General features: G+C 58.4%; 14 protein-coding genes. 4 read left to right on the top strand and 10 right to left on the bottom strand.

Annotated features, from left to right (window positions below):
- Positions 1 to 280: 280 nt before the first annotated feature.
- The 5 genes from prmC to ACZ5RI_RS06255 all read right to left on the bottom strand — a co-directional run bounded on the left by prmC (position 281) and on the right by ACZ5RI_RS06255 (position 5,177).
- Positions 281 to 1,102, bottom strand: coding sequence for a peptide chain release factor N(5)-glutamine methyltransferase (prmC, locus tag ACZ5RI_RS06275; RefSeq protein ID WP_464515257.1), 822 nt, complete (start codon positions 1,100 to 1,102; stop codon positions 281 to 283).
- A 10-nt stretch (positions 1,103 to 1,112) separates the two neighbouring features.
- Positions 1,113 to 2,192 (bottom strand): peptide chain release factor 1, encoded by a 1,080-nt coding sequence (gene prfA, locus ACZ5RI_RS06270; protein ID WP_464515256.1) that lies wholly within the window; start codon positions 2,190 to 2,192, stop codon positions 1,113 to 1,115.
- An 18-nt stretch (positions 2,193 to 2,210) separates the two neighbouring features.
- The gene (locus ACZ5RI_RS06265) at positions 2,211 to 2,612 is read right to left on the bottom strand and encodes a hypothetical protein (RefSeq protein ID WP_464515255.1); all 402 of its coding nucleotides are present in this window, start codon (positions 2,610 to 2,612) and stop codon (positions 2,211 to 2,213) included.
- Between the two features lie 20 nt (positions 2,613 to 2,632).
- The gene (gene ispG / locus ACZ5RI_RS06260) at positions 2,633 to 3,736 is read right to left on the bottom strand and encodes a flavodoxin-dependent (E)-4-hydroxy-3-methylbut-2-enyl-diphosphate synthase (RefSeq protein ID WP_464515254.1); all 1,104 of its coding nucleotides are present in this window, start codon (positions 3,734 to 3,736) and stop codon (positions 2,633 to 2,635) included.
- 343 nt (positions 3,737 to 4,079) lie between these two features.
- Entirely contained in the window at positions 4,080 to 5,177 is a 1,098-nt protein-coding gene (locus tag ACZ5RI_RS06255) for a helix-turn-helix domain-containing protein (RefSeq protein WP_464515253.1), read from the bottom strand.
- Positions 5,178 to 5,824: 647 nt separating this feature from the next.
- Here ACZ5RI_RS06255 and ACZ5RI_RS06250 point away from each other — a divergent pair.
- Positions 5,825 to 8,995, top strand: a complete 3,171-nt coding sequence (locus tag ACZ5RI_RS06250) for a TonB-dependent receptor (protein ID WP_464515252.1) — start codon at positions 5,825 to 5,827, stop codon at positions 8,993 to 8,995.
- A gap of 124 nt (positions 8,996 to 9,119) precedes the next feature.
- Positions 9,120 to 12,605: a sulfotransferase gene (locus ACZ5RI_RS06245; protein WP_464515251.1), complete on the top strand. Its 3,486-nt coding sequence runs from the start codon at positions 9,120 to 9,122 to the stop codon at positions 12,603 to 12,605.
- On the opposite strand, the gene ptsP is transcribed toward ACZ5RI_RS06245, so the two are convergent.
- Both ptsP and ACZ5RI_RS06235 read right to left on the bottom strand, forming a co-directional pair.
- Positions 12,598 to 14,865, bottom strand: a complete 2,268-nt coding sequence (gene ptsP / locus ACZ5RI_RS06240) for a phosphoenolpyruvate--protein phosphotransferase (RefSeq protein ID WP_464515250.1) — start codon at positions 14,863 to 14,865, stop codon at positions 12,598 to 12,600. The two genes, ACZ5RI_RS06245 and ptsP, sit on opposite strands and share 8 nt — an antisense overlap.
- An 88-nt stretch (positions 14,866 to 14,953) precedes the next feature.
- The gene (locus tag ACZ5RI_RS06235) at positions 14,954 to 16,186 is read right to left on the bottom strand and encodes an aspartate kinase (RefSeq protein WP_464515249.1); all 1,233 of its coding nucleotides are present in this window, start codon (positions 16,184 to 16,186) and stop codon (positions 14,954 to 14,956) included.
- A 79-nt stretch (positions 16,187 to 16,265) separates the two neighbouring features.
- Here ACZ5RI_RS06235 and ubiG point away from each other — a divergent pair, with 79 nt between their 5' ends.
- Positions 16,266 to 16,994 (top strand): bifunctional 2-polyprenyl-6-hydroxyphenol methylase/3-demethylubiquinol 3-O-methyltransferase UbiG, encoded by a 729-nt coding sequence (ubiG, locus tag ACZ5RI_RS06230; protein WP_464515561.1) that lies wholly within the window; start codon positions 16,266 to 16,268, stop codon positions 16,992 to 16,994.
- 35 nt (positions 16,995 to 17,029) lie between these two features.
- Here ubiG and ACZ5RI_RS06225 read toward each other — a convergent pair whose 3' ends face one another.
- The 3 genes from ACZ5RI_RS06225 to ACZ5RI_RS06215 all read right to left on the bottom strand — a co-directional run bounded on the left by ACZ5RI_RS06225 (position 17,030) and on the right by ACZ5RI_RS06215 (position 20,684).
- Complete coding sequence (locus ACZ5RI_RS06225; protein WP_464515248.1) at positions 17,030 to 18,340, bottom strand: TadE/TadG family type IV pilus assembly protein; 1,311 nt, start codon at positions 18,338 to 18,340, stop codon at positions 17,030 to 17,032.
- Between the two features lie 160 nt (positions 18,341 to 18,500).
- Positions 18,501 to 19,799, bottom strand: a complete 1,299-nt coding sequence (locus ACZ5RI_RS06220; protein WP_464515247.1) for a TadE/TadG family type IV pilus assembly protein — start codon at positions 19,797 to 19,799, stop codon at positions 18,501 to 18,503.
- 210 nt (positions 19,800 to 20,009) lie between these two features.
- On the bottom strand, positions 20,010 to 20,684 hold the full coding sequence (locus ACZ5RI_RS06215; protein ID WP_464515246.1) for an HAD family hydrolase: 675 nt from the start codon (positions 20,682 to 20,684) through the stop codon (positions 20,010 to 20,012).
- A 176-nt stretch (positions 20,685 to 20,860) separates the two neighbouring features.
- Here ACZ5RI_RS06215 and ACZ5RI_RS06210 point away from each other — a divergent pair, with 176 nt between their 5' ends.
- A complete protein-coding gene (locus ACZ5RI_RS06210; protein WP_464515245.1) occupies positions 20,861 to 21,547 on the top strand; it encodes a hypothetical protein in 687 nt (228 codons plus the stop codon).
- Positions 21,548 to 21,583 lie beyond the last annotated feature (36 nt).

Here is a 21,583-nt window from a genome sequence, read left to right as displayed (position 1 = left end):
GACTGCCCCTTTTCACTGTATATAATTTTGTGCCGTCCAATTCTTTTTTGATGTTGAGGGTTCGAAGCTGCCCGGCACACGCGAATTAGGCGTGCAGCCCACATGCCGCTTCTAAACCATATAACCGTTCATCTTTCGCATTTTCAGAGGCAAGTACCGCAAACCCTGCGGCGCTTGAAATTTGCCTGTCCAAACCGGGTCAAAGCCCGTCCGGCGGCAAACCTTGTCTCTTTAGCCATAGCAAGCTAGCTGGTCGTATGCCCAAAGCCAACTGTTTTTTTCAAGCCCGCGCCACGATAACCACACGGGGGGTACCGGACAAATCTTCCTTTGCCTGAAGAAAGTGTAAACCCGCCCCGGTGCAGATATCGGCGACATCGCCTTCCTGGCCCTGACCGATCTCGAAAAAGGCCTGACCACGCAAGGAAAGCCAGCCCCCCAGCCTTTCGGCCAGAACCCGATAGGCGCAGAGGCCATCCGCCCCACCATCCAGCGCCGAAACCGGTTCATATTCAGTCACTTCCGGCTCAAGCGTCACAATCTCGGCGCTGCGGATATAGGGCGGATTGGACAGCACGACATCATAGTCGCCCCGGGGCGCATCGAGCCAGTTTCCGGCAAAAACATCCGTCCGCCCGGTCAGCCCCAGACTGTCGAAGTTGCGCCGGGCAAAGCTGCGGGCTGCCGAGGACGCCTCAACCGCGAGCCCGGTTGCCTTGGGGTATTCACGTAACACCGCCGCCAGAATGCAGCCTGAACCAGTGCCCAGATCGATAACGTTAAGCGGAGCCTGACGGTCGCCAAAGGCGGCCAGCACCGCTTCGACCACCGTTTCTGTATCAGGCCGGGGCACCAGCACACCGGGGCCGACAGCAAAGTCGAGGCCCCAGAATTCCTTATTGCCGGTGATATAGGCCACCGGTTCGCGGGCGATCCGGCGCACCAGATAACTTTCAAACAGTGCGGAGGCATCGGCAGATGCCGCCCCGGTCTGCCCCGCCACATTCTGGGCATAGGCCCACAGCACACGGGCATCCAGCCGGGGATTATCCACCCCTGCCGCTTTCAGGCGCGCAACAGTTGCGCCCAGATCATAGCTCACGGTACGTCGCTCACGATTCCGCTTCCAGTTCGGCCAGCTTACCCGCCTGATCCTCGGTCACCAGGGCTTCGATGACATCCCCAAGATCGTCCCCCGGGATGATGCGGTCAAGCTTATAGAGCGTAAGATTGATGCGATGATCGGTGACCCGCCCCTGCGGGAAATTATAGGTGCGAATCCGTTCGGAACGATCGCCAGAGCCGACCTGACCTTTACGCTCGGCGGCGCGCGCACTATCGACCCTTTCGCGCTCCATCTCATAGAGGCGGGCCTTGAGCAGGCGCATAGCGTTGGCTTTGTTCTTGAATTGCGAGCGCTCGGTCTGCTGCGCCACGGCCAGCCCGGTGGGCAGATGGGTGATACGCACCGCGCTTTCGGTCTTGTTGACGTGCTGGCCACCCGCGCCGGAGGAGCGGAACACATCGATACGCAAATCCTTGTCGTCGATCTTGATATCGACCTCTTCCGGCTGCGGCAGCACCGCCACGGTCGCCGCCGAGGTATGAATGCGCCCACCCGCCTCGGTCACCGGCACGCGCTGCACCCGGTGCACGCCGCTTTCAAATTTCAGCTTGGCAAACACACCGACGCCATCAACGTTCAGCACCGCTTCGCGCACGCCGCCCAGATCGCTTTCGGACAGTTCCATCACCTCGACCTTCCAGCCCTGCAGCTGGCAATAGCGGGTGTACATGCCCATCAGATCGGCGGCGAACAGCGCGGCTTCATCGCCGCCGGTGCCCGCACGAATTTCAATGATCGCCGAGGAATTATCGGCCGCGTCCTTGGGGATCAGCGCAATCAGCAGAACGCGCTCGAGCTTTTCCAGCTCGCGTTTCAGATCGGCGGCTTCCTGTTCCGCCATCCCGCGCATTTCGGCATCGCTGTCGGCATCGGACGCCATCGCTTGCGCGTCGGCCAGATGGTCCTGCGCCGTGCGATAGGCCATGGCCGCTTTGGCCACTGGCTCCAGCTCGGCATATTCCTTGGACAGTTTGACAAAATCATCCCCTGCGACGCCGGAAGCCATTTGGGCTTCGACAGAGGCAAAACGGTCCAGCATGCGTTCGAGTTTGGCGGCGGGGATCATGAGGCGGACGACACATTCTTAGGTTTTAGAGTTACAATGGATATTAGCGACTTTTTTCTTGCTGCGTTTAACCCACTCAATTTTGTTTAGTTTTTGGCCACGCAACAACCGAACGCCGTTTTCAATGAACTGAGTACTTAGCGCCACCACGTACACAGGAATCAAAATCGTCATCGATTTAACAAGTACGACCACGACAAAACATGGGGAAGGAAGGTATCGCCATACCAAAATGCCCATAAAATATTCTGACAAAGCTACCGCCGAAGCGAGTGTGATAAGTAATCCCAGCAAGCCTACAACTGGAGCTAAATAGGATAGCCTCGTTCTAACTGGCGGGCGCATATACAAAAAAGCTAGGATACAAACACCGACTAGAATCCCAATAGGGGCTCGGAGCAAGACGACGTCTGAAACCATCACCCTTGCCCCTTACACCGTTATCGGGCTTCGATTTCCGCCGCGCGTTTTTCGACCAGACCGACGATATGTTCGATCAGATCTTCATTCTGGATGGTCTCGACCGGCTTGCCGTCGAGATAGATCTTGCCATGGCCCTTGCCCGCGCCACCACCGGTGAAGCCGATGTCGGAATCGCGCGCTTCGCCCGGACCGTTGACGACGCAGCCGATGATGGCCAGCTTCATCGGGGTCGAGATGTGCTTGAGGCGGTCTTCCAGCGTTTTCACTGTGTTGATGACGTCGAAGCCCTTACGCCCGCAGGTCGGGCAGGAGACGATTTCGACGCCACGGGTACGAAGCCCCAGCGTTTTCAGAATGTCGAAACCGACGCGCACTTCCTCGACCGGATCGTCCGACAATGAAACGCGGATGGTATCGCCGATACCGTCCCACAACAGCGCACCAAGCCCAATGGCCGAGCGCACCGTGCCGGTGATCAGACCACCCGCCTCGGTGATGCCGAGATGCAGCGGGCAATCAACCGCCTTGGCCAGCGCACGATAGGATGCCACCGCCAGGAAGGGGTCCGACGCTTTGACCGAAATCTTGTATTCGTGGAAGTCGTTATCGTCGAGAATACGGGCGTGGGTCAGCGCGCTTTCGACCATCGCTTCCGGGCAGGGCTCGCCATATTTTTCCAGCAGGTCCTTTTCCAGCGAACCGGCATTGACGCCAATGCGAATGGCACAGCCATGATCCTTGGCCGCCTTGACCACTTCGCGCACCCGATCAGCCGAGCCGATATTACCGGGATTGATGCGCAGGCAGGCCGCACCATTTTCCGCCGCCTCGATCGCGCGCTGATAATGAAAGTGGATGTCGGCGATAACCGGCACCTGCGCCGCCTTGCAGATCACCTTCAGGGCCGCCGTCGATTCCTCGTCCGGGCAGGTGACACGCACCAGATCGACGCCCACCTCCTCGGCCCGACGGATCTGCGCAATGGTGGCGTTGGCATCGGACGTCAGCGTGGTGGTCATGGTCTGCACACTGATCGGGGCATCACCACCGATAGCGACCTTGCCGACATGGATCTGCCGGCATTTACGCCGGGTAATGCTGCGATACGCACGAACGCTCATGACATCTGCCGGATGGTTGATCCGGTTCCCGTTTTAAGCAGCCGCCCGGTGGGCAAGCCGGTTTCACCGTGCCGGTATCTACCAAGCTTGGCCCAGCCGCAAGTAGCAAGCAAGCCAAGTCAGGTCACACCGCAATAAAATCTGCGCGAATACAGGATTCGACGCGACTGATAACCCTACTTCGCTTAGGTGCATCCGGATTTTGAGCAGATAATCCTTCACACAGAAAGGTTATTTACTCTGGAGCAAACCGCCTTCAGACAGAAACGGCGCTTTACCCTAACCTTTTGCCTGCCCGCAATTCTGCACGGGAAATGTGACCGCACATTTCCCGTCCGTTGCTCTAATGGCGATAGCGGCCCAGCACATTGGGATCAAGCGGCGCGGCTTCCACCGGGCTGCCCGCTTTACCGGCGCGACCGATCAGCTGGCCATCAAGACGAACCTCGACCGCACTGCCATCATCCACCGTCAGCTTAAGCCCCGGCAGGTTCGGCACCTGATAGACATCACCGGGCTGCAAGGTCCGGCCAATAAACAGCCGGTCATCGGGCCCCTGCACCAGAATACGCATCGGCTGCACTGCCCGTAACACCACGCGGGCATTCAGATTGCGCTCGCCATAAACCTTACCCTGAGGCAGCACCGGCGAGGCCGGCACATTGGCCGCAGCCGGTTTCACACCAGCCACCGGCGCAGGCTTAGCCCCCGCGGCAGGCGGCACGACCGAGGTCGCGTTGGGCACCGGCTTAGCAGCCGCAGCGCCAGCCGCAGCAGGATTCTGCGCCGCGCCAGCCTGATCGGCCGGACTGGTCGTTGAATTGGCCTCAGGATTGGCCCCGGGATTCTGGCCATCCGGTGCAGCGGCCGGGGCCGCTTCGGCGGGTTTGGACTGAATTGGCTTATAGACCGGCGGCGGCGCGTTGGATTCCAGTGGCGGCGGTTCACTGACCTGTTCGCGCATAGCACGATCGGCCACCGACAGAAGCTGATAGGCGCCATAGAAAACCAGCAACAGCACCACCACGGCAATCGCCCACCAGCCTTGCGGCAGTTTGCGATGCTCATCTTCGTCGATCACCGTAACTTTGGGCGGATTAATGTCGTTACGACCAGCGATCTCGGCCTTGAAGCGCTCGGCGAATGCCGCCGGGTCCAAACCAAGATAGGCGGCATAAGCCCGGATGAAGCCAACCGCATAGGTCTTGCCCGGCAGCGCCTCAGCCCGGTCATCCTCCAGAGCATCCAAATGCTCTTTACGAATCTTAAGCACACGGGAGACCGTGGCCAGATCATCGCCACGGGCCTGACGCGCCGCGCGCAAATCCTGGCCCACCGTCACCAGCGGAGCACCAAGCTCGCCCGTGGGGTCCCCAAGATGAATATTCTGGCGGCCAAGCGTGCCGTCCTTATCGAGCGTAAGCCTTGTAACCTGTGTCATATCAAAGCGTTTTTCGCTTCCCGGCAAATCTGTGTTGTTCCATGTTCTATCGCATATTCGCGCATCGCCTGTCATTAGCCATCGGGTGACATTCCAGGGATATCACCCGGAAAATGCACTTACGCCCCGCAAGCGGCTCCACTGAAAACAAGGCTCATTTGCGGCACTTGTGGCAATTATGCGGCACGACCTCAAAAAAGCCACGTTCAACGCCGCGTAAGAGGCGCGTGAGAGTTGTTACAAAACAACCTATAGGTATATGGTAGCGCTCACAAGAGCCGATAAGGCCTGTACGGGGCAATAGGAAACAACGAGGGGGAAGAGGTGCGCTTGCTGCAGATTGGGACCGATCCCAGACAATATAAAAGAAAAAACAACACACTAACGAAAACCACGCAGCCAATGCAGCGTGACAACGCACCTACAAGATGTGTTTCAAAATAAAACACTCGTCGCGATTTGAAGTGCCGAAAAACGACACGCACTCAGAATCGCATCGGGACGACAGAACGGGCCCATCCGGGATGCCCCCAGCCAATGGCAGGGCCCCCGAAGGGGAACAAACGAAGCAAAGCGGGGCATTGGCGAACCACCAACCATAGAGCGGACGCCATAACCACGATTCCATCAGGGGAAAGGAAATAGACATGCAGCACAAACGCATACTTTTGGGAGGAACATCCCTTCTGGCACTGGGCCTGCTGATGACACCAGCACTGGCGCAGGAACAGCTGGAAACGGTGGTGGTCACCGGTATCCGCGCCAGCTTACAGTCGGCGCAGAACATCAAACAGAACGCTGACCAGGTGGTTGATTCGGTCACCGCGGTCGATATTGGCGCACTGCCCGACAACAGCGTCGCCGAAGCCCTGCAGCGCGTACCGGGCATTCAGATCACCCGTACCGACCAGGTCAACGACCCGTTGCGCTGGGCCGGGTTCGGCAATGGCGTATTCATCCGCGGTCTGTCGTGGGTCAAATCGCTGACCAATGGCGAAGAAATTTTTGGTGCCTCGGACGGCCGCTCAATCAGCTTTGCCGATATTTCATCGGATCTGATGGCGGGCGTCGACGTTTACAAAAATGCCGGTGCCAAGATGATCGAAGGCGGCGTTGGCGGCACCATCGACCTTAAAACCCGCAAGCCCTTTGATGCAGAAGGCAGGGTTGTGGCGGTGTCGGGAAACCTCAATATGGGGACGCTGTCCTACCACGCCACACCGGCGATCAATGCGCTATACAGTGACCGTTTCCAGACCAAGATTGGTGAAATCGGCATTCTGCTGTCGGCGGACTATCAGGATCTGATGTCCTCCAATAACGTGGTATCGACCGACCCATGGAACAATACCGGTTCGGTGGATGGTCAGACAACCTATTACCCAAAGGGAACCACCAACACCTATGGCATGATCGGCTATCGCCATATGGATTGGAAGCAGCCGCGCGTCGCATTGGATGCCACGGTGCAGTGGCGTCCAACCGCATCGCTTGAAGTCACGCTGACCTCGATTTTTTCGAAGGCCGAACCGCAGAGCAACGAGCATAATGTGGCCTGGATTGTTCCGTCGAAAAGTTCGTCGGGAACATCGCGCATGCCCTATGCCTCGACGGATTCGACGGCCATCAGCAACTCTGTCGCCAGCTATACCTATGACAGCAACGGCTACTGGACCGGCGGCACGATTTATAACGCCGTGTCGAATTCCACCACGGCCAACTATTTCGACACCCGGGCCGAAGCCCGCCACCACATCAACAAAAACCTTGAGCTGAACGTTAAATATAACCCGAACGACAATCTGCAGATTTCGATTGACGGCAACTATGTCGACTCGCGGGCAACCATGTCGAGCATGACGCTCTATAACATGGTGAAAAACAGCGGCTACCGTTCATGGTCGTCCTATTCCGCCGGTGGGAAATTCTTCCCCAGTGCCAATCCGGTTGACGTCACCGTCGATATCACCGACAGCTCACCCAGCATCACCTACAACAGCACGGGCACGTCCGTTCTGGCCGATCAGAGCAACTACCTCTGGGCGGCAGCGATGGACCATTACGAAAACAACTATGCCCATGCCTATGTTGCCCGCGCCGATGCAACCTACACCTTTGACGGCGACGGATTACTCGGCTGGCTGAAATCTGCCGATATTGGTTTCCGCTCCAATCTTAAACAGGCCATCACGCGCAACTCGGGCTGGAACTGGGGCCGCATTGGCTTTGAAACCTGGTCCTATGGCGGTTGCACCAACGGCAACACCAGCACGGCAGCATCGGCCACGGCCGCCGCACTGGCAGCCTGTACTGCGGGGATTCCGACATTCTCGAATGTCGGCTCCAGCAATACCGCCTTCTACAAGTTCCCCGATGTCTTCGGCACCAAAATGCCGGGGGTTTGGGAGCCGACCATGGGCTGGCTGCGCAACCCCTATGCGGTCTGGGATAGCGTTCAGGATATTGAAGCCATGTCGACCAGCGTCGGTCGGTCTTCCAGCCTGTGGACACCCTTCATCCGCAAGAACAGCGCCAATTGTTCTGGTACGGCTTATAAATGCAGTTCGATTTACAATGGTGTGGCCGGATCAAGCTCGACCTCCGGCGTCAGTGATCAGAAGGAAGACACCTACGCTGGCTATCTGCAGGCCAATTATGCCCATGCCTTTGAATTGTGGGGATATGATCTGCCGATTGATGGCAATGTCGGCGTCCGCATTGTTAAAACCCAATACAACAGCGGCGAAGGCTATCTGAAATTGCCGACGGTCTACAGCTGCACCTCGACCAACTGTACCGACCGTACTGAGGCCCAAACCTTTGTCGGCCAGAACAGCGACGGCTCCTACGGCGGCACCAATGTTCAGTATGATGCCATCGAGCACAATTATACCAATGTGCTGCCCTCGTTTAACCTGCGCGCCCATCTGGCCGAAGAATTACTGATGCGCCTGGCCTATTCGCAGGGCATGGTACGGCCAGATCTCGACAAACTGCGTAACTACACCTCGCTGAGTTACGCCTGGGCGACCAGCACCGATGGTAGCGACCAGACCGGTACCTTCGCTTCATCGAATGCGCTGACCGGTTCGGGGGCCAACCCGAACCTGAAACCGATGTATTCGCAAAACTATGACGTCAGTTTTGAATGGTACTTTGCGCCCACCGGCAACCTGTCGGTCGCCCTGTTCTATAAGACCATTTCTAACTACATCATGAGCGGCAACGCCTATATGACCTTCGATCGCAATGGCGTTTCGGAGCAGTTCAATGTTGCCACCTATGTCAACGGCGACAAGGGCAAGGTCAAAGGCTTCGAGGTTTCCTATCAGCAATTCTTCGACATGCTGCCGGGGGCTTTGAGTGGCTTTGGTGTACAGGCCAACTACACCAAGATCTATAACACCGGTGGTCACAACTCGATCAGCGCCGGCAACTATTCGACGGCCACGGCCATCACCTATTCGAACAGCTCGGGCCTGCCGATGGAAGGCATGTCGAACGACAGCGCCAACCTTGCACTGATGTATGAAAAATACGGACTGTCGGCGCGCGTGGCCTATAACTGGCGCTCAAGCTTCCTGGTCAGCAGCTATGCCACCAACCTGAACGAACCGGTGTGGCAACGCAATTACGGTCAGGTCGACACCTCGTTCCTTTACACCTTCCTCGACCATTACAAGGCTGGCATTCAGGTCAATAACCTGTTCAAGCAGACCACGGTTCTGGAAATTGGCGATTCTGCCAGCGACAAGCACGCCTTTGAATGGGTCGAAGGCGAGCGCAAGCTTTCTCTGGTCTTCCGCGCCAACTGGTAACTCTCACCTACAATACCAAAGCCCCCCGCAGTTTACCGGGGGGCTTTTTTTTGTGGCACCAGAAATATCTGCCGCCACAGCAAAAAATTGCTATGCTTATACCAATGTCGAATTCGGATGCGTTATGACCGACCAGCCCAGTCCATCCCAGACGGTGCCGAGCTATGAAACCGCCCTGGCCTTTCATATGCAGGGCCGCAAGGCGGAAGCCGAGCAAGCCTATCAGGCATTTCTGGCATTGCATCCCGATCACGGCGAAACCCTGCATGGTCTGGGTGTGCTGTATCTGCAAAACGGTCAGACCGATAAAGCGGTGACCTATCTGCGTCAAGCTGTGGCCGCATCAGGCGGCAACACCACCATCCGTAACAATTTCGGTGTTGCGCTGTGTGCCACCCATCAGTTTAGCGAAGCCGCCGCGGTCTACCGCGCCGCCATCGAAGCCGATCCAACATCCGTTTCATCGCGGCTGAACCTTGGTCAGGTGCTGAACCATCTGGGCTTGCACGACGAAGCTATTACGGCTTTAACCGATGCCGTTGCGCTTAAAGCTGACAGCGGCACCGTCCACAATCAGCTGGCCATCGCATTTAGTGCATCCGATGCCCCCGATGACGCGCAGAAACACTTTGCCAAAGCCATTGCGCTGGAGCCAGCCCGCGATGACTTTTACTGTGATTACGGGGCAATGCTGCTGAAATTCAAACACCCGGAGCACGCCGAAGACTGCTATCGCCGCGCCTTATCCATCCGCCCCGATGCACCGGTGGCGGTATGCGGGCTGGGCGAAGCCCTTGGTGCGCAAAACCGCCACGAAGATGCCGTAAGCTGTTTTACCCACGCCATCGCACTGGCCCCGAATTACGCGCTGGCCCATTATAATTGCGGCACCGCGCTGACCTATCTCGGCCGGATGAGCGAGGCCAAATCGGCGTTTAACACCGCCGTGACACTGGCCCCCGACAACGCCACCTTCCGCAGCGCGCTGATCGACATTGACAAAACCGCGTCGGGTAACGACCACCTTGCCGCGCTGGAAACCCTGGCGGCAAAGGCCGACACCCTGCCCACGGAAGAACGCATTGCCCTGCATTTCACCCTGGCCAAGGCCTATGACGATACCGGGGATTACGAACGGGCCTTCGACGAAATGCACCGGGGCAACGCCGCCGTCCGCCGTCGTGCACCATACGATGTTCAGCGCGAACTTGACCGCTTCCGCGCCATTGCCACAAGCTTCACTGCCGATTTTCTCGCCGCACATGCCGGCAGTGGTGCGGCCAGCACCGCGCCGGTGTTCGTGGTCGGCATGCCGCGTTCCGGCACCACACTGGTTGAACAAATTCTGGCCAGTCACCCGGCGGTCTTCGGGGCCGGGGAACTTGCCATCCTGCCGGATATGATTGCGTCGGGGGGAGCGGGGCGTGATTTTCCCAGCGCCGCCACCACGCTGGATTGGTGCAAGCTTGGCGAGCTCTATCTGCAAAAGCTTTTACCTCTGGCACCACAGGCCCTGCGCATCACCGACAAACTGCCGCTCAATTTTCAACTGATCGGGCTGATCCGTCTGGCGCTGCCACAGGCCCGCATCGTACATGTGATGCGCAACCCGCTGGATTGCTGCCTGTCCTGCTATTCCATTCTGTTTGAAAACGGGCTCGAGTTTACCAATGATCTGACCGATCTCGGGCGCTATTACCACGGCTATCGCACGCTGATGAGCCATTGGCGGGCCGTATTGCCTGCCGGGGCCATGTTGGAAATCCAGTATGAAAATCTGGTGGCGAATTTTGAACCCGAAGCCCGCCGCCTGATTGACTATTGCGGGCTGGAGTGGGATCCGCGCTGCCTCGACTTTCACAAAACCGTCCGGCCGGTGGAAACCGCCAGCACCATTCAGGTACGCCAACCCTTGTTCAGCAGCTCGGTTGGCCGGGCGCTGCATTATGCCCCTAAGCTTGGCCCCTTATGTGAAGCGCTGGAGGAATTTTGCCCCACCGATGCGGTGCAAGCGTTGCAAAAATTCGCCGCCCAGAATTCCAAGGCGGCGCAAACCCATATCACGCTGGGCCACATCCTGATGGCGCAGCAGCGGCCACAGGAAGCCCTGCACCATCTGGGTCTGGCACGCGACAGCGATCCCACCCTGCCCGAGCCTTACAACAATGCCGGTAATATTCTGCTCGATATGGGCCATATGGATGCGGCGCAGGCCGCCTTTGAAAAAGCCATCGCTTTAAAGGCCGACGGGGCCGCCCCCTATATTGGTCTGGGCCGCACCTTAAAAGCGATGAACCAGACCGATGCGGCATTGGCCGCGTTTGGAAAGGCACGGGCGCTGGATCCCCAATCCACCGCCGCCCTGCTCGGGATGGGCGAATGCTACCTGATGCTGGGGCAGGCGCTGGCGGCACAGGCGATTTTTCATACCCTGACCACCCGCGCCCCCAGGGAAGCATCCCACTGGCTTGGGCTTGGCGAAGCCTGCAAGCAGCTCGGGCAATTATCCGAAGCCCGTACCGCCAGTGCGCACGCCGCCGCAGTGGCCCCCGACACGGCCGGGGCGCTTTATGCCCTGGCGCAGCTCGGCCGTTTCACCCCCGACGATCCCCGCCTGCCCGCGCTGGAAGCGCAGGCCGCCCGCATTGAACGCCTTGCCCCGAAGGAACAGATCAATCTGCATTTTGCCCTTGGCAAGGCGTATGACGAGCTTGGGGCGCACGAACAAGCCTTCACCCATTGGCAGGCGGGCAATCAACAGATCCGCAGCCGCGCCCCTTATGACGAACCAACCAACCTTGGCATGCTGTCGGCCATCGCCGCCGCCTTTTCTGCCGATCTCATCACCGCCCATAGCGGCGCGGGCGATCCGTCACCATGCCCGGTCTTTGTCGTTGGTATGCCGCGATCCGGCACCACATTGGTCGAGCAGATTCTGGCCAGCCACCCACAGATACTGGGCGCGGGCGAGCGCATGGATCTCTTCCGCCTGATTGGCGATGGACTGGCGGGGCCGGATTTTCCCGCCCATGTCGCAGAACTGACCAAGGCGGACTGGCGCGCACTGGGGGCGGCCTATCTTGCCCGGCTTCATGGGGCACTGGGGGCGGATGCGCAAGGGCACACACGGATCATCAACAAACTGCCAGCCAATTTCATGATGGTGGGGCTGATCCATCTTGCCCTGCCGCACGCCCGGATCATCCACGTCAAACGTGATCCGCTCGATTGCTGTTTTTCCTGCTACACGAATCTGTTTTCGCAGAACCTCGATTACACCTATGACCTCAGGGATCTTGGCCGGTTTTATCGCGCGTATGAGAACCTGATGGCGCACTGGCACCATGTTCTGCCGAAAGGCGTGCTGATCGATGTGCAGTATGAGGATCTGGTGGCCGATATTGCCGGGCAAAGTCAGCGCCTGACAGACTTTTGCGGGCTTGCATGGGATGCCCGCTGCCTCGATTTTCACAACACCGAGCGGGTGGTGCATACCTTGAGCGCCACACAGGTGCGACAGCCGCTTTATAAAACTGCCATCGGCCGGGCTGAACCCTATCGGGCGCAGCTTCAGCCTTTGATCGCGGCATTACAGACCGGTCTTACTTGATAACAATACCCCGTTCGGCGGCAAAGGCCGCCAGACGCGGGCGCAAGGTGTGATCCGTCCGTCCACAGAGCTTTTCGACAAACTGCTGAACCTCAGCCAAATTCATCGAACGGATCATCATCTTGACCGGGCCGATCTGGTTCGGCGACATCGACAGCGTGCGAATCCCAAGCCCGATCAGCGCCATGGCGTCGAGCGGGCGGCCAGCCATTTCCCCGCACAAAGACAGATGCCCGCCAGCCTCAGCCGAACTGCCCACGATCAGGCGCACCAGCGACAGCCCCGCCGGGCTTAACGCATCATAGCGGCGCGCCACCCGTGGATTGGTCCGATCCATGGCGAATAAAAAGCTCATCAGATCGTTTGAACCGATCGACACGAAGTCGGCACTGCGCATAATCTGGGGCAGGGTAAAGGCCAGCGCCGGAACTTCCAGCATCGCACCAACCTTGACCTGACGCGGCGTCGGCTGGCCCAGCAAACGAGCCCGTTCGATTTCACGGTCAATCAGGGCACGGGCGGCATTAAACTCGGCCACCTCGCTGACCAGCGGCAGCAGAATGCGCAAGGTGCGGCCGACCGCCGCCTGCAGCATGGCCCGCACCTGAATGCGCAAGATCGCCGGACGGTCGAGCGCGATACGAATGGCGCGCCAGCCCAGTTCGGGATTTTCCTCGCGCTCCCACCGGGCATAGGGCAACAGCTTGTCGCCGCCCAGATCCAGCGTGCGGAAAGTCACCGGCTTGTCACCTGCCGCATCCAGCACTTCTTTGTAGAAGGCTTTCTGGTCGGCCACCCGCGGCATGGTCGAACCCAGCATGAATTGCAGTTCGGTGCGAAACAAACCGATGCCGTCGGCCCCCGACGCCTCCAGATGCGCCATGTCGAGCAACAGCCCGGCATTCATCATCAGGCTGATCGGTACGCCGTCTTTGGTGACCGCCGGCAGATCACGGATGGCTGCAAACGATGCCGCCCGATCAACATGCAGCAGCCGCTTGTTTTCATAGGCGGTAATAACTTCGGCGGTCGGGCGCAAATGCACCTCGCCGGTTTCGCCATCGACCGCGATACGGTCGCCCGAACGCGCGCTGTCAGTGATGCCCGAGATGGTGCCCGCCAGCGGCAGCCCCATCGACTTGGCAACAATGGCGACATGCGAGGTCGATGCCGCTTCATCCAGCACCAAAGCCGTGATGCAGTCGCGGCCATAATCGAGCAGTTCAGCCGGTCCCATGGCACGGGCCACCAGCACGGCATTTTCCGGCAGATCCTGCACCGTCGAGATCGAGTGGCCGGACAGATGGCGCAGCAGCCGGCGGGTCAGATCGTCAAAATCATGGGCGCGTTCGCGTAAGATCGGATCGCCCGCCCGGGTCAGGCGCAGCCGGGTTTCGTCCTGCACGCGTTCAACCGCGGCTTCTGCGGTAAGCCCGGTGCGCACGGCATCGCGCATACGCTGACGCCAGCCCTGATCATGGGCGAACATGCGATAGGCTTCGATAACCTCGCGTCCCTCGCCGGTCAGATCCAGCTCGCTTGACGACAGCATATCATCCACCGCCTCACGCAGGGCGGCAATGGCATCTTCCAGACGGGTGAGTTCTTCCTGCGGGTCATCGGCAATCAGGCGCTCGACCATCACGCGCGGCTCGTGCAGCACGACAACGCCAATCGCCACGCCGTCCGACAAACCCTCGCCGCGGAAAAACCGTGGCGCGCTGGCGGTCAGCTCGGGTTCATCCAGTTCGGAAACGTCGAACAGACCACCTTGTGCCACCACTTCGGCCAGCACCATGGCGACAGTTTGCAGCGCCTCGACTTCTTCTTCGGCATATTGGCGATTGGCCCGGTTCTGCACTGTGAGCACGCCAAAAACCTGCCCGCCACGCACAATCGGCACACCAAGAAAAGCGTGATAGGGATCTTCGCGGGTTTCCGGCCGATAGGAAAAGCGCGGATGGTTTGGCGCGTCACTTAAATTGACCGACTCGCCGGAATCGACCACCAGACCGACCAGACCTTCGCCATGCTTTAAACGGGTGTTATGCACCGCCGATGGGTCAAGCCCCTCGGTGGCAAACAGTTCCAGCACCCGGCCAGCGCGGCACAGATAGATCGAGCAAACCTCGGCCACCATATTGGCGGCGATGACCGTGACCAGTTTGTCAAAACGCGATTGGGCGCTGCCCTGCTCGGCCATAATCTCGCGCAGGCGGCGCAGCAGAATGCGCGGACCACCGGCAGCGATCGGCGGCATCAGCGACCATTCCGCACCCGCAAAGCGCGGATGCACAAAAATACAGGAATGGTCGGAAGCCGCATCATATCACCTTTTAGGACGCCGATCAGGCCGGCATGGCCTTATCCAGCTCGTAAGCGGCATGCAGGGCGCGCACCGCCAGTTCAACATATTCCTCGGCGATCAGCACGCTGACCTTGATTTCCGAGGTCGAGATCACCTGCACATTGATACCCTTTTCCGCCAGCGTACGGAACATCGCCTGGGCGACGCCGGGATGGGTGCGCATGCCAATACCGATGATCGACACCTTGGCCATATCATCAGCCGAAGTGATTTCGCGATAGCCAATGGCTTCGGCCGAGGTTTCCAGCACGGCCAGCGCCTTGGTCAGATCGCCGCGATTGCAGGTGAAGGTCAGATCGGTCTTTTTGCCATCGTCCGAAATATTCTGAACGATCATATCGACATTGATGCCGTTATCGGCCAGCGGGCCGAAAATGGCTGCCGCGATACCGGGGCGATCCGGAATCTTCAGAAGGGTGATCTTCGCTTCATCGCGTGAATAGGCAATGCCGGTGACGGGTCTGTTTTCCACGATCTCTTCCTCGTCGCACAGAAGCGTGCCGCCAATGGTCGGGTCGAAAGACGACAGCACCCGGACCGGCACGCGGAATTTCATGGCAATCTCGACCGAGCGGGTCTGCAGGACCTTGGCGCCCAGTGATGCCATCTCCAACATTTCTTCAAATGAAATTTTGTCCAGCCGCCGCGCCTTGACCACAAAACGCGGGTCGGTGGTGTATACGCCGTCGACATCGGTGTAGATATCGCAACGGTCGGCCCCGATCGCAGCCGCAATCGCGACCGCCGAGGTATCCGAACCGCCACGGCCCAGCGTCGAGACGCGCTGATCATCGAACACGCCCTGGAACCCGGCAATGGCGGCAACATAGCCATCCGCCATGCTCGCATTCAGGTTATCGGCCGCAATACCGTCGATCCGGGCCGAGCCATGCAGGCCGGAGGTCTCAATCGGGATCTGCCAGCCGAGCCAGGAACGGGCCTTGATGCCGATCGCGGTGAGCGCAATCGCCAGAAGGCCGCAGGTAATCTGTTCGCCCGCAGCCACCACCGTGTCATACTCGACCGGATCATAGAGCGGATCGAGCGCCTTGACCCAGCCGACCATCTTGTTGGTTTCGCCAGCCATTGCCGAAACCACCACGGCGACCTGATTGCCCGCCTTGACTTCTTCGGCGACCAGACCCGCAACATGACGAATGCGATCCAGATCGGCTACCGAGGTGCCGCCGAATTTCATTACAATCTTTGCCATAGCCGTCCGTTTGCGCAATAGAACTTCGTGAGTCATACATAACCGGCAGACCGCCGAACCCCAAGCGAAAAAAATGACCCTGAAAGACGCACCTTCCATTGATCCGGCTGAAGTCGAAAAATTCTCCGCCATGGCGGCGGAATGGTGGGACCCGGCGGGCAAATTTGCCCCCCTGCACCGCTTTAACCCTGTCCGGCTGCATTTCATCCACGACACGCTGGGGCGGCATTTTGGCCGCAAGGACGGTACGTTTTCAGGGTTAAAGCTGCTGGATATCGGCTGCGGCGGCGGTCTGGTGTCCGAACCGATGGCGCGCGCGGGCTTTGCCGTAACAGGAGCCGATGCATCGGGCAAGAATATTGCGGCGGCCAGCCTGCATGGGCAGCAGGGCGGCCTCAGCATTGATTATCGTCAGACCACGGCGGAAACCCTGGCCGAGGCGGGCGAGACCTTTGACGTTGTGCTCAATCTGGAAGTGATCGAGCATGTCGCCGATCTGAAATCCTATCTCGCTGCCAGTGCCCGGCTGGTCGCCCCCGGCGGCATCATGATCGTGGCCAGCCTCAACAAAACGCTCAAATCGCTGGCGCTGGCAAAAATCGGCGCGGAATATGTGCTGGGTTGGCTGCCCAAAGGCTCGCACGACTGGTCGCGCTTCGTCAGCCCGTCCAAGCTGCGTGGGTTATTGGAGGAAAACGGCCTGACCGTGCGTCATTTGCAGGGCGTGGCCTTTGACCCCATCGCCTGGGGCTGGGTGCTGTCGGGCGATACCTCGGTGAACTATATGGTGGTGGCGCTGCGGGCTTAAGTTTTGGCCCGGACACAGCAACCCGACATTTCGGCTTAATATTCCAGCCGCACTGCGCCTTTGCCGGTGGTGGTGGCGTCGACATTGAGCACCGCCCCGGTATAGAGCCTGAGGCCGGTCAGCACGATGCCGCCATGGTTGGTCATGGTGCCACCATCCTGTGTCAGGTAGCGGCTCGGCATATAAATCAGGCCGGTTTCGGTCAGTGTGCTGCCGGGCTCCAGCATAGTCATGTAATTCGTACTGGCGGCGGTCCACGGCAACAGGGTACAGGTCAGCCAACCCAGCAACCCGGAACAGTTATAAGACAGGCTTTTAGGCTCGAACATCAGCACGCCGGTATAATCGCAGGTGTTGATACCATTATAGGTGCCGCAATTGGATGACGTCGGCGCGGTGAACGTCACATTGGCACCGGATGTCATGTACATATAAGAACTGCTGTCGGCGAAGAAAAATACCACCCCCGTGCCGGTCACCGTCAGCGTATTATAAAACTTAATCGTGCCACCCTTGATGATATAAACGCCGGGCTTAAAGGCGATCGTGCCGCTGGTAAACGTCATACCGCCGCAATAAACACCGGGGTTCATTGTGGCGCTGCTGTAGCTGGCATAATACGTATAGTCGCAACCGGAATAGGACGGATCACTATATTTTCCGGAATAGGGGTCGGCGGTTGTTGTGCAGTTCTGCGATAATGAAGACGCCCCGTCGCTATCCACCACCGAACCGCCATAGTTGGTAACGCTGACACCGCTGGCCACACAAAGCTTATCGGTAATAATCCGCGCCCCGCTATAGAGATAGCTGTCACCAGCCAGAACATCGACATCGCAGGTCGGCGCATTCAGCGTTGCTGTCGACCACAAACCAGCATGCATAAGCCAGACGCAAGCGCCACCCGATGCCGTGCTGACCGAGCCACTTCCCGCCGTGGCGGTGATGTTGAGCGGCAGGCTGTTGATCCCCGCCACCCCAATGAACGCGGTTGAAAGCGTCGTCGTGATGGTGCCGACACAGCTCGTCGCGCTGCTGGTGCAGCCGGTATAGCTTGGTGTCACCACGGCACCATCCAGCTTCACATTCCAGGCGTTGAAGGTGGCGGCGGCCACCGTGGTGGAGCTTTGCGCCGCCCCGGCCAGCACACTGGCGTCCAGCGCGGACTGAAGGGTCTGACGGGTATCATAATAGCGCGAGAAATCGACCGCCCCACCAACCGCCAGCAGCATGGGAACAAGGCTTAGTGCGAAAATGATCGCCACATTGCCGGAGCGATCACGCCATAGCCGCCGCACCGCACGCCCTAAAATGGCCCGAACGCATTTTCCTGATGTAACCGGCATTTCTCTTCGTCACACACAAATACAAGTTGCAAAATGACGATAGAAAACGCCACTTACAGGTCGCTTGACAGAATAGGAAGCATTCTAAGGACCAGACCGTTTACATGACCCGATCCCGGAACACTATTAATATTGTGAGATTTTATAAGGACAGTTTTACTTAGGTTTTTAACCGCACGATAGTGCCGGTACCAGCAGAGACGGACGCGCCACTGGTTGGCAGAATAAGTTGGCCATTGGGGCTCAAACTAGCCAGCACCAAAGCCCCACTGGTCATATCAATGGCGAAACCAGAGTTAAGCGTGATTTTCTTGCTTGGCATGTAAATAATGCCAGACCAGTTCTGCGTTCCGCTTCCCCCAAGGTTCCAAGAAGTGGAAGACAAATCACTTCCCGTGGTCCCCGCCGATGGCTCGAACATAAGTATTCCTGCATAGGTGCCAGATGTAGGGGCGCTGAAAGTCGTTTGAGCCCCAGAATTCAAGACAAACGAGGAATTACTGTCCGCAAAATAGAACGTCACACCACTGCCTGTCGCCACAGAATTAAAAGTAAATTGTGCACTTTTCAGAATATACACACCGGAATTAAAGGTTACATTGCAACCGCTATTGAAATTAAAATCACCTGTATAAACACCAGGCGACAGCACGGAATTACAATTGTAAGAAGAATAAGAACTAGTCGCCGATGGAACCGTCGACAGCGCGCTTTTCACAGTACTCGACACACTGGACAGAAAGCTGGTGACCGTACAGCCCGTCGACAGGGTCGAACTTGTCGAGCTGCCATTATTTACTGTACCGCCATTATTATTGATGCTGGTCGCCGCAATGCATAATTTTGATGTAATGACACTGGAGCCGCTGTTCAGCGTCGACGACCCGGACGACGTGGCTGCCACATCAATTTCGCACGCGGCTGTAGTTGTGCTTCCCCCGTTAATGCTGGCACCGGAATTCAGCGACAGCCCGGACGATGTGCTGACCAGCCACATGCAGATGTTGTTTGTTGTTGTCGACGAGGTTGCCGACTTTTCCGCCGTTGCTGTAACGTTCAGCGGAATGGTCTTCATGCCAAGGATCATCGCGAAATAGGTGCGAACGCTGCCGCTATAGGTCCCGGTGCAGGAGGTGTCGCCGCTGGTACAGCCGGTATAACTGGCGCTGGTCAGCGTCACGGCGCTGCCGTTAACACTGACATTCCAGCTGTTGAAGGTCGTGGCGGCGATGGTGGCAGAATTTTCCGCTGCCCCGGCCAGCACGCTGGCGTCCAGCGCGTTCTGAACCGCCGCACGCGTATCGTAATAGCGCGAAAAATCGACTGCCCCGCCAATCGCCGCAAGCAAGGGGATCAGACAAATGGCAAAGACGATCGCCACATTGGCGTTGCGGTCGCGGTGATAGCCTTGGCACAATAGCCACAACCGTCTGCCATAGCGGCGAGGAATCCCTGTCATGCCGTTCATTTTACGACAGCCCTCATTGCAAAACCAAAGCAATATCGATCCAAGGCAAGACTTCCACGCAACAGACTCCCCCCGCCGGGATACAAAAATGGCGGAACGCCTTAAAGCGTCCCGCCATTTCCCCCGTGGCACAGTCCCCCCCGCGCCAAACCAGGAGAGATTACTTAGGGCTGCGCATGCGCCAATGCAACCCAAAAGAGATCAGCGACGACCACAAACTTCATCGAGATGCCTTAACAAATCGCCGGGATCTTCATAAACCCGGATCGCGCCGGACCGTTCCAGCTCGTCCTGGCCATAACCGCCGGAAAGCACGCCCACGCCCAGGGCGCGGCAGCGCTTGGACGCCAGCATGTCCCAGATGCTATCACCGACCACCACCGCGTTTTCGATCGGGGCGTTCAGGCGCGCCGCCGCGGCGATGAACAGATCAGGGTCGGGCTTGGCATATTTGACCTGATCGCGGGTCACGACATGGGCGGCGACCGGATCGATCCCAAGCGAGGCGATATTGGGCCCGGCGGTTTCCATACGCCCGCTGGTGGCGATGGCCCACGGAATGCCGCCATCGTCCAGCGCCTTAATCAGCTCACGGGCCCCCGGCAGGGGCTTCACCGACGGGGCCAGACGCTTATAGGCCTCGGCGTGGCGGGTGCGCAGCCGCGCCAGCAGTTCCGGCGACATATCGCTGCCGGTTTCCCGCAACAGCTGGTTGGCAAACAGACCGCCGCTCATGCCGATTTTGCGATGAATCTGCCAAACCGACAGGGATAACCCCTCAGCTTCCAGCGCTTCATGCCAGGCAAGCACATGTTGATAAACGCTGTCGACCAGCGTGCCATCGAGATCGAACAGGAAAACGGTCTGAATACCCATAGAAAACTCCTTTTGATCAATACCGGCATGATGCGCGAGGCCACTGGGCGGCGCAAGAAAAACCCCACGAAAAACTTGGCGTATTAAAGGGACATAGTTGCGCGGGTCATGGAAAAATCCCGCATAAGGTGTATAGAATAGTTTCATGGCAAATATAAAAACGGGGAGAAGACGCCATGAGTACATATTTCATCCGCATGATTGCCGTGGCCACCCTGGTGGCAGGCGGCTTTGGCTTTGCGGCGCACGCCGGGGCTGCCGCCAATAAAACCGCCAACAAAGCCGTCAACAAACAGGCCGAAGCCTTGCAGCTGGCCGCCTTTGATCTGGAAGACAAAGGCGATCTGGAAGGGGCCATCGCCAAGTTCCGCGAAGCCCATCAGTTAAAGCCAACCGACAAAGGGCTTAATCAGAATCTGGCTGATGTGCTCAACACCACCGGTGTAACGCTCTACAATAACAAGGATTATCCCGCCGCCGCCGCTCGCTTTAACGAAGCGCTCGGCTTGCTGCCAAACTTTGCCCGGGCCAAGGAAAATCTTGGCAAAGTCACCGCCGCCCAGCTGAACGCCGAGGGCCATACGCTGTACAAGGCGGGCAACCTCGATCAGGCCAGAGAGAAATACGCTGCCGCTGTGGCCGCCGATCCGGGCAACATCTCGGCTAAAGCCAACCTCGCCACGACAGAGGCGGATATTCTGGCCCGCGGCACCGATCTGGTCGCCGTCGTACAAAAACGTAAAGAAGCCTTGTCCTATGTGCCTGACAGCCCGACGCTGAAACAGCGCTATGACGATGCGGTGGCCGCCGTGGCCAGCGCCGAACAGGCCAAAAAGGCCGAAGACGAAAAGAACAAGAAATAGCCAATGCTCTGGCAAAAACGGTGCGCGGCAATGCCG

This window comes from Micropepsis pineolensis (genome assembly GCF_055392125.1).
Note: the sequence above shows the minus strand (reverse complement) of the source record. Positions and strands in the feature narration are given on the sequence as shown.

Coding starts and splice junctions, on each gene's coding strand:
- prfA (WP_464515256.1), bottom strand. CDS start 2,192: ATGATCCCCGCCGCCAAACTCGAACGCATGCTGGACCGTTTTGCCTCT.
- ACZ5RI_RS06265 (WP_464515255.1), bottom strand. CDS start 2,612: ATGGTTTCAGACGTCGTCTTGCTCCGAGCCCCTATTGGGATTCTAGTC.
- ispG (WP_464515254.1), bottom strand. CDS start 3,736: ATGAGCGTTCGTGCGTATCGCAGCATTACCCGGCGTAAATGCCGGCAG.
- ACZ5RI_RS06255 (WP_464515253.1), bottom strand. CDS start 5,177: ATGACACAGGTTACAAGGCTTACGCTCGATAAGGACGGCACGCTTGGC.
- ACZ5RI_RS06250 (WP_464515252.1), top strand. CDS start 5,825: ATGCAGCACAAACGCATACTTTTGGGAGGAACATCCCTTCTGGCACTG.
- ACZ5RI_RS06245 (WP_464515251.1), top strand. CDS start 9,120: ATGACCGACCAGCCCAGTCCATCCCAGACGGTGCCGAGCTATGAAACC.
- ptsP (WP_464515250.1), bottom strand. CDS start 14,865: ATGCCGCCGATCGCTGCCGGTGGTCCGCGCATTCTGCTGCGCCGCCTG.
- ACZ5RI_RS06235 (WP_464515249.1), bottom strand. CDS start 16,186: ATGGCAAAGATTGTAATGAAATTCGGCGGCACCTCGGTAGCCGATCTG.
- ACZ5RI_RS06225 (WP_464515248.1), bottom strand. CDS start 18,340: ATGCCGGTTACATCAGGAAAATGCGTTCGGGCCATTTTAGGGCGTGCG.
- ACZ5RI_RS06220 (WP_464515247.1), bottom strand. CDS start 19,799: ATGACAGGGATTCCTCGCCGCTATGGCAGACGGTTGTGGCTATTGTGC.
- ACZ5RI_RS06215 (WP_464515246.1), bottom strand. CDS start 20,684: ATGGGTATTCAGACCGTTTTCCTGTTCGATCTCGATGGCACGCTGGTC.
- ACZ5RI_RS06210 (WP_464515245.1), top strand. CDS start 20,861: ATGAGTACATATTTCATCCGCATGATTGCCGTGGCCACCCTGGTGGCA.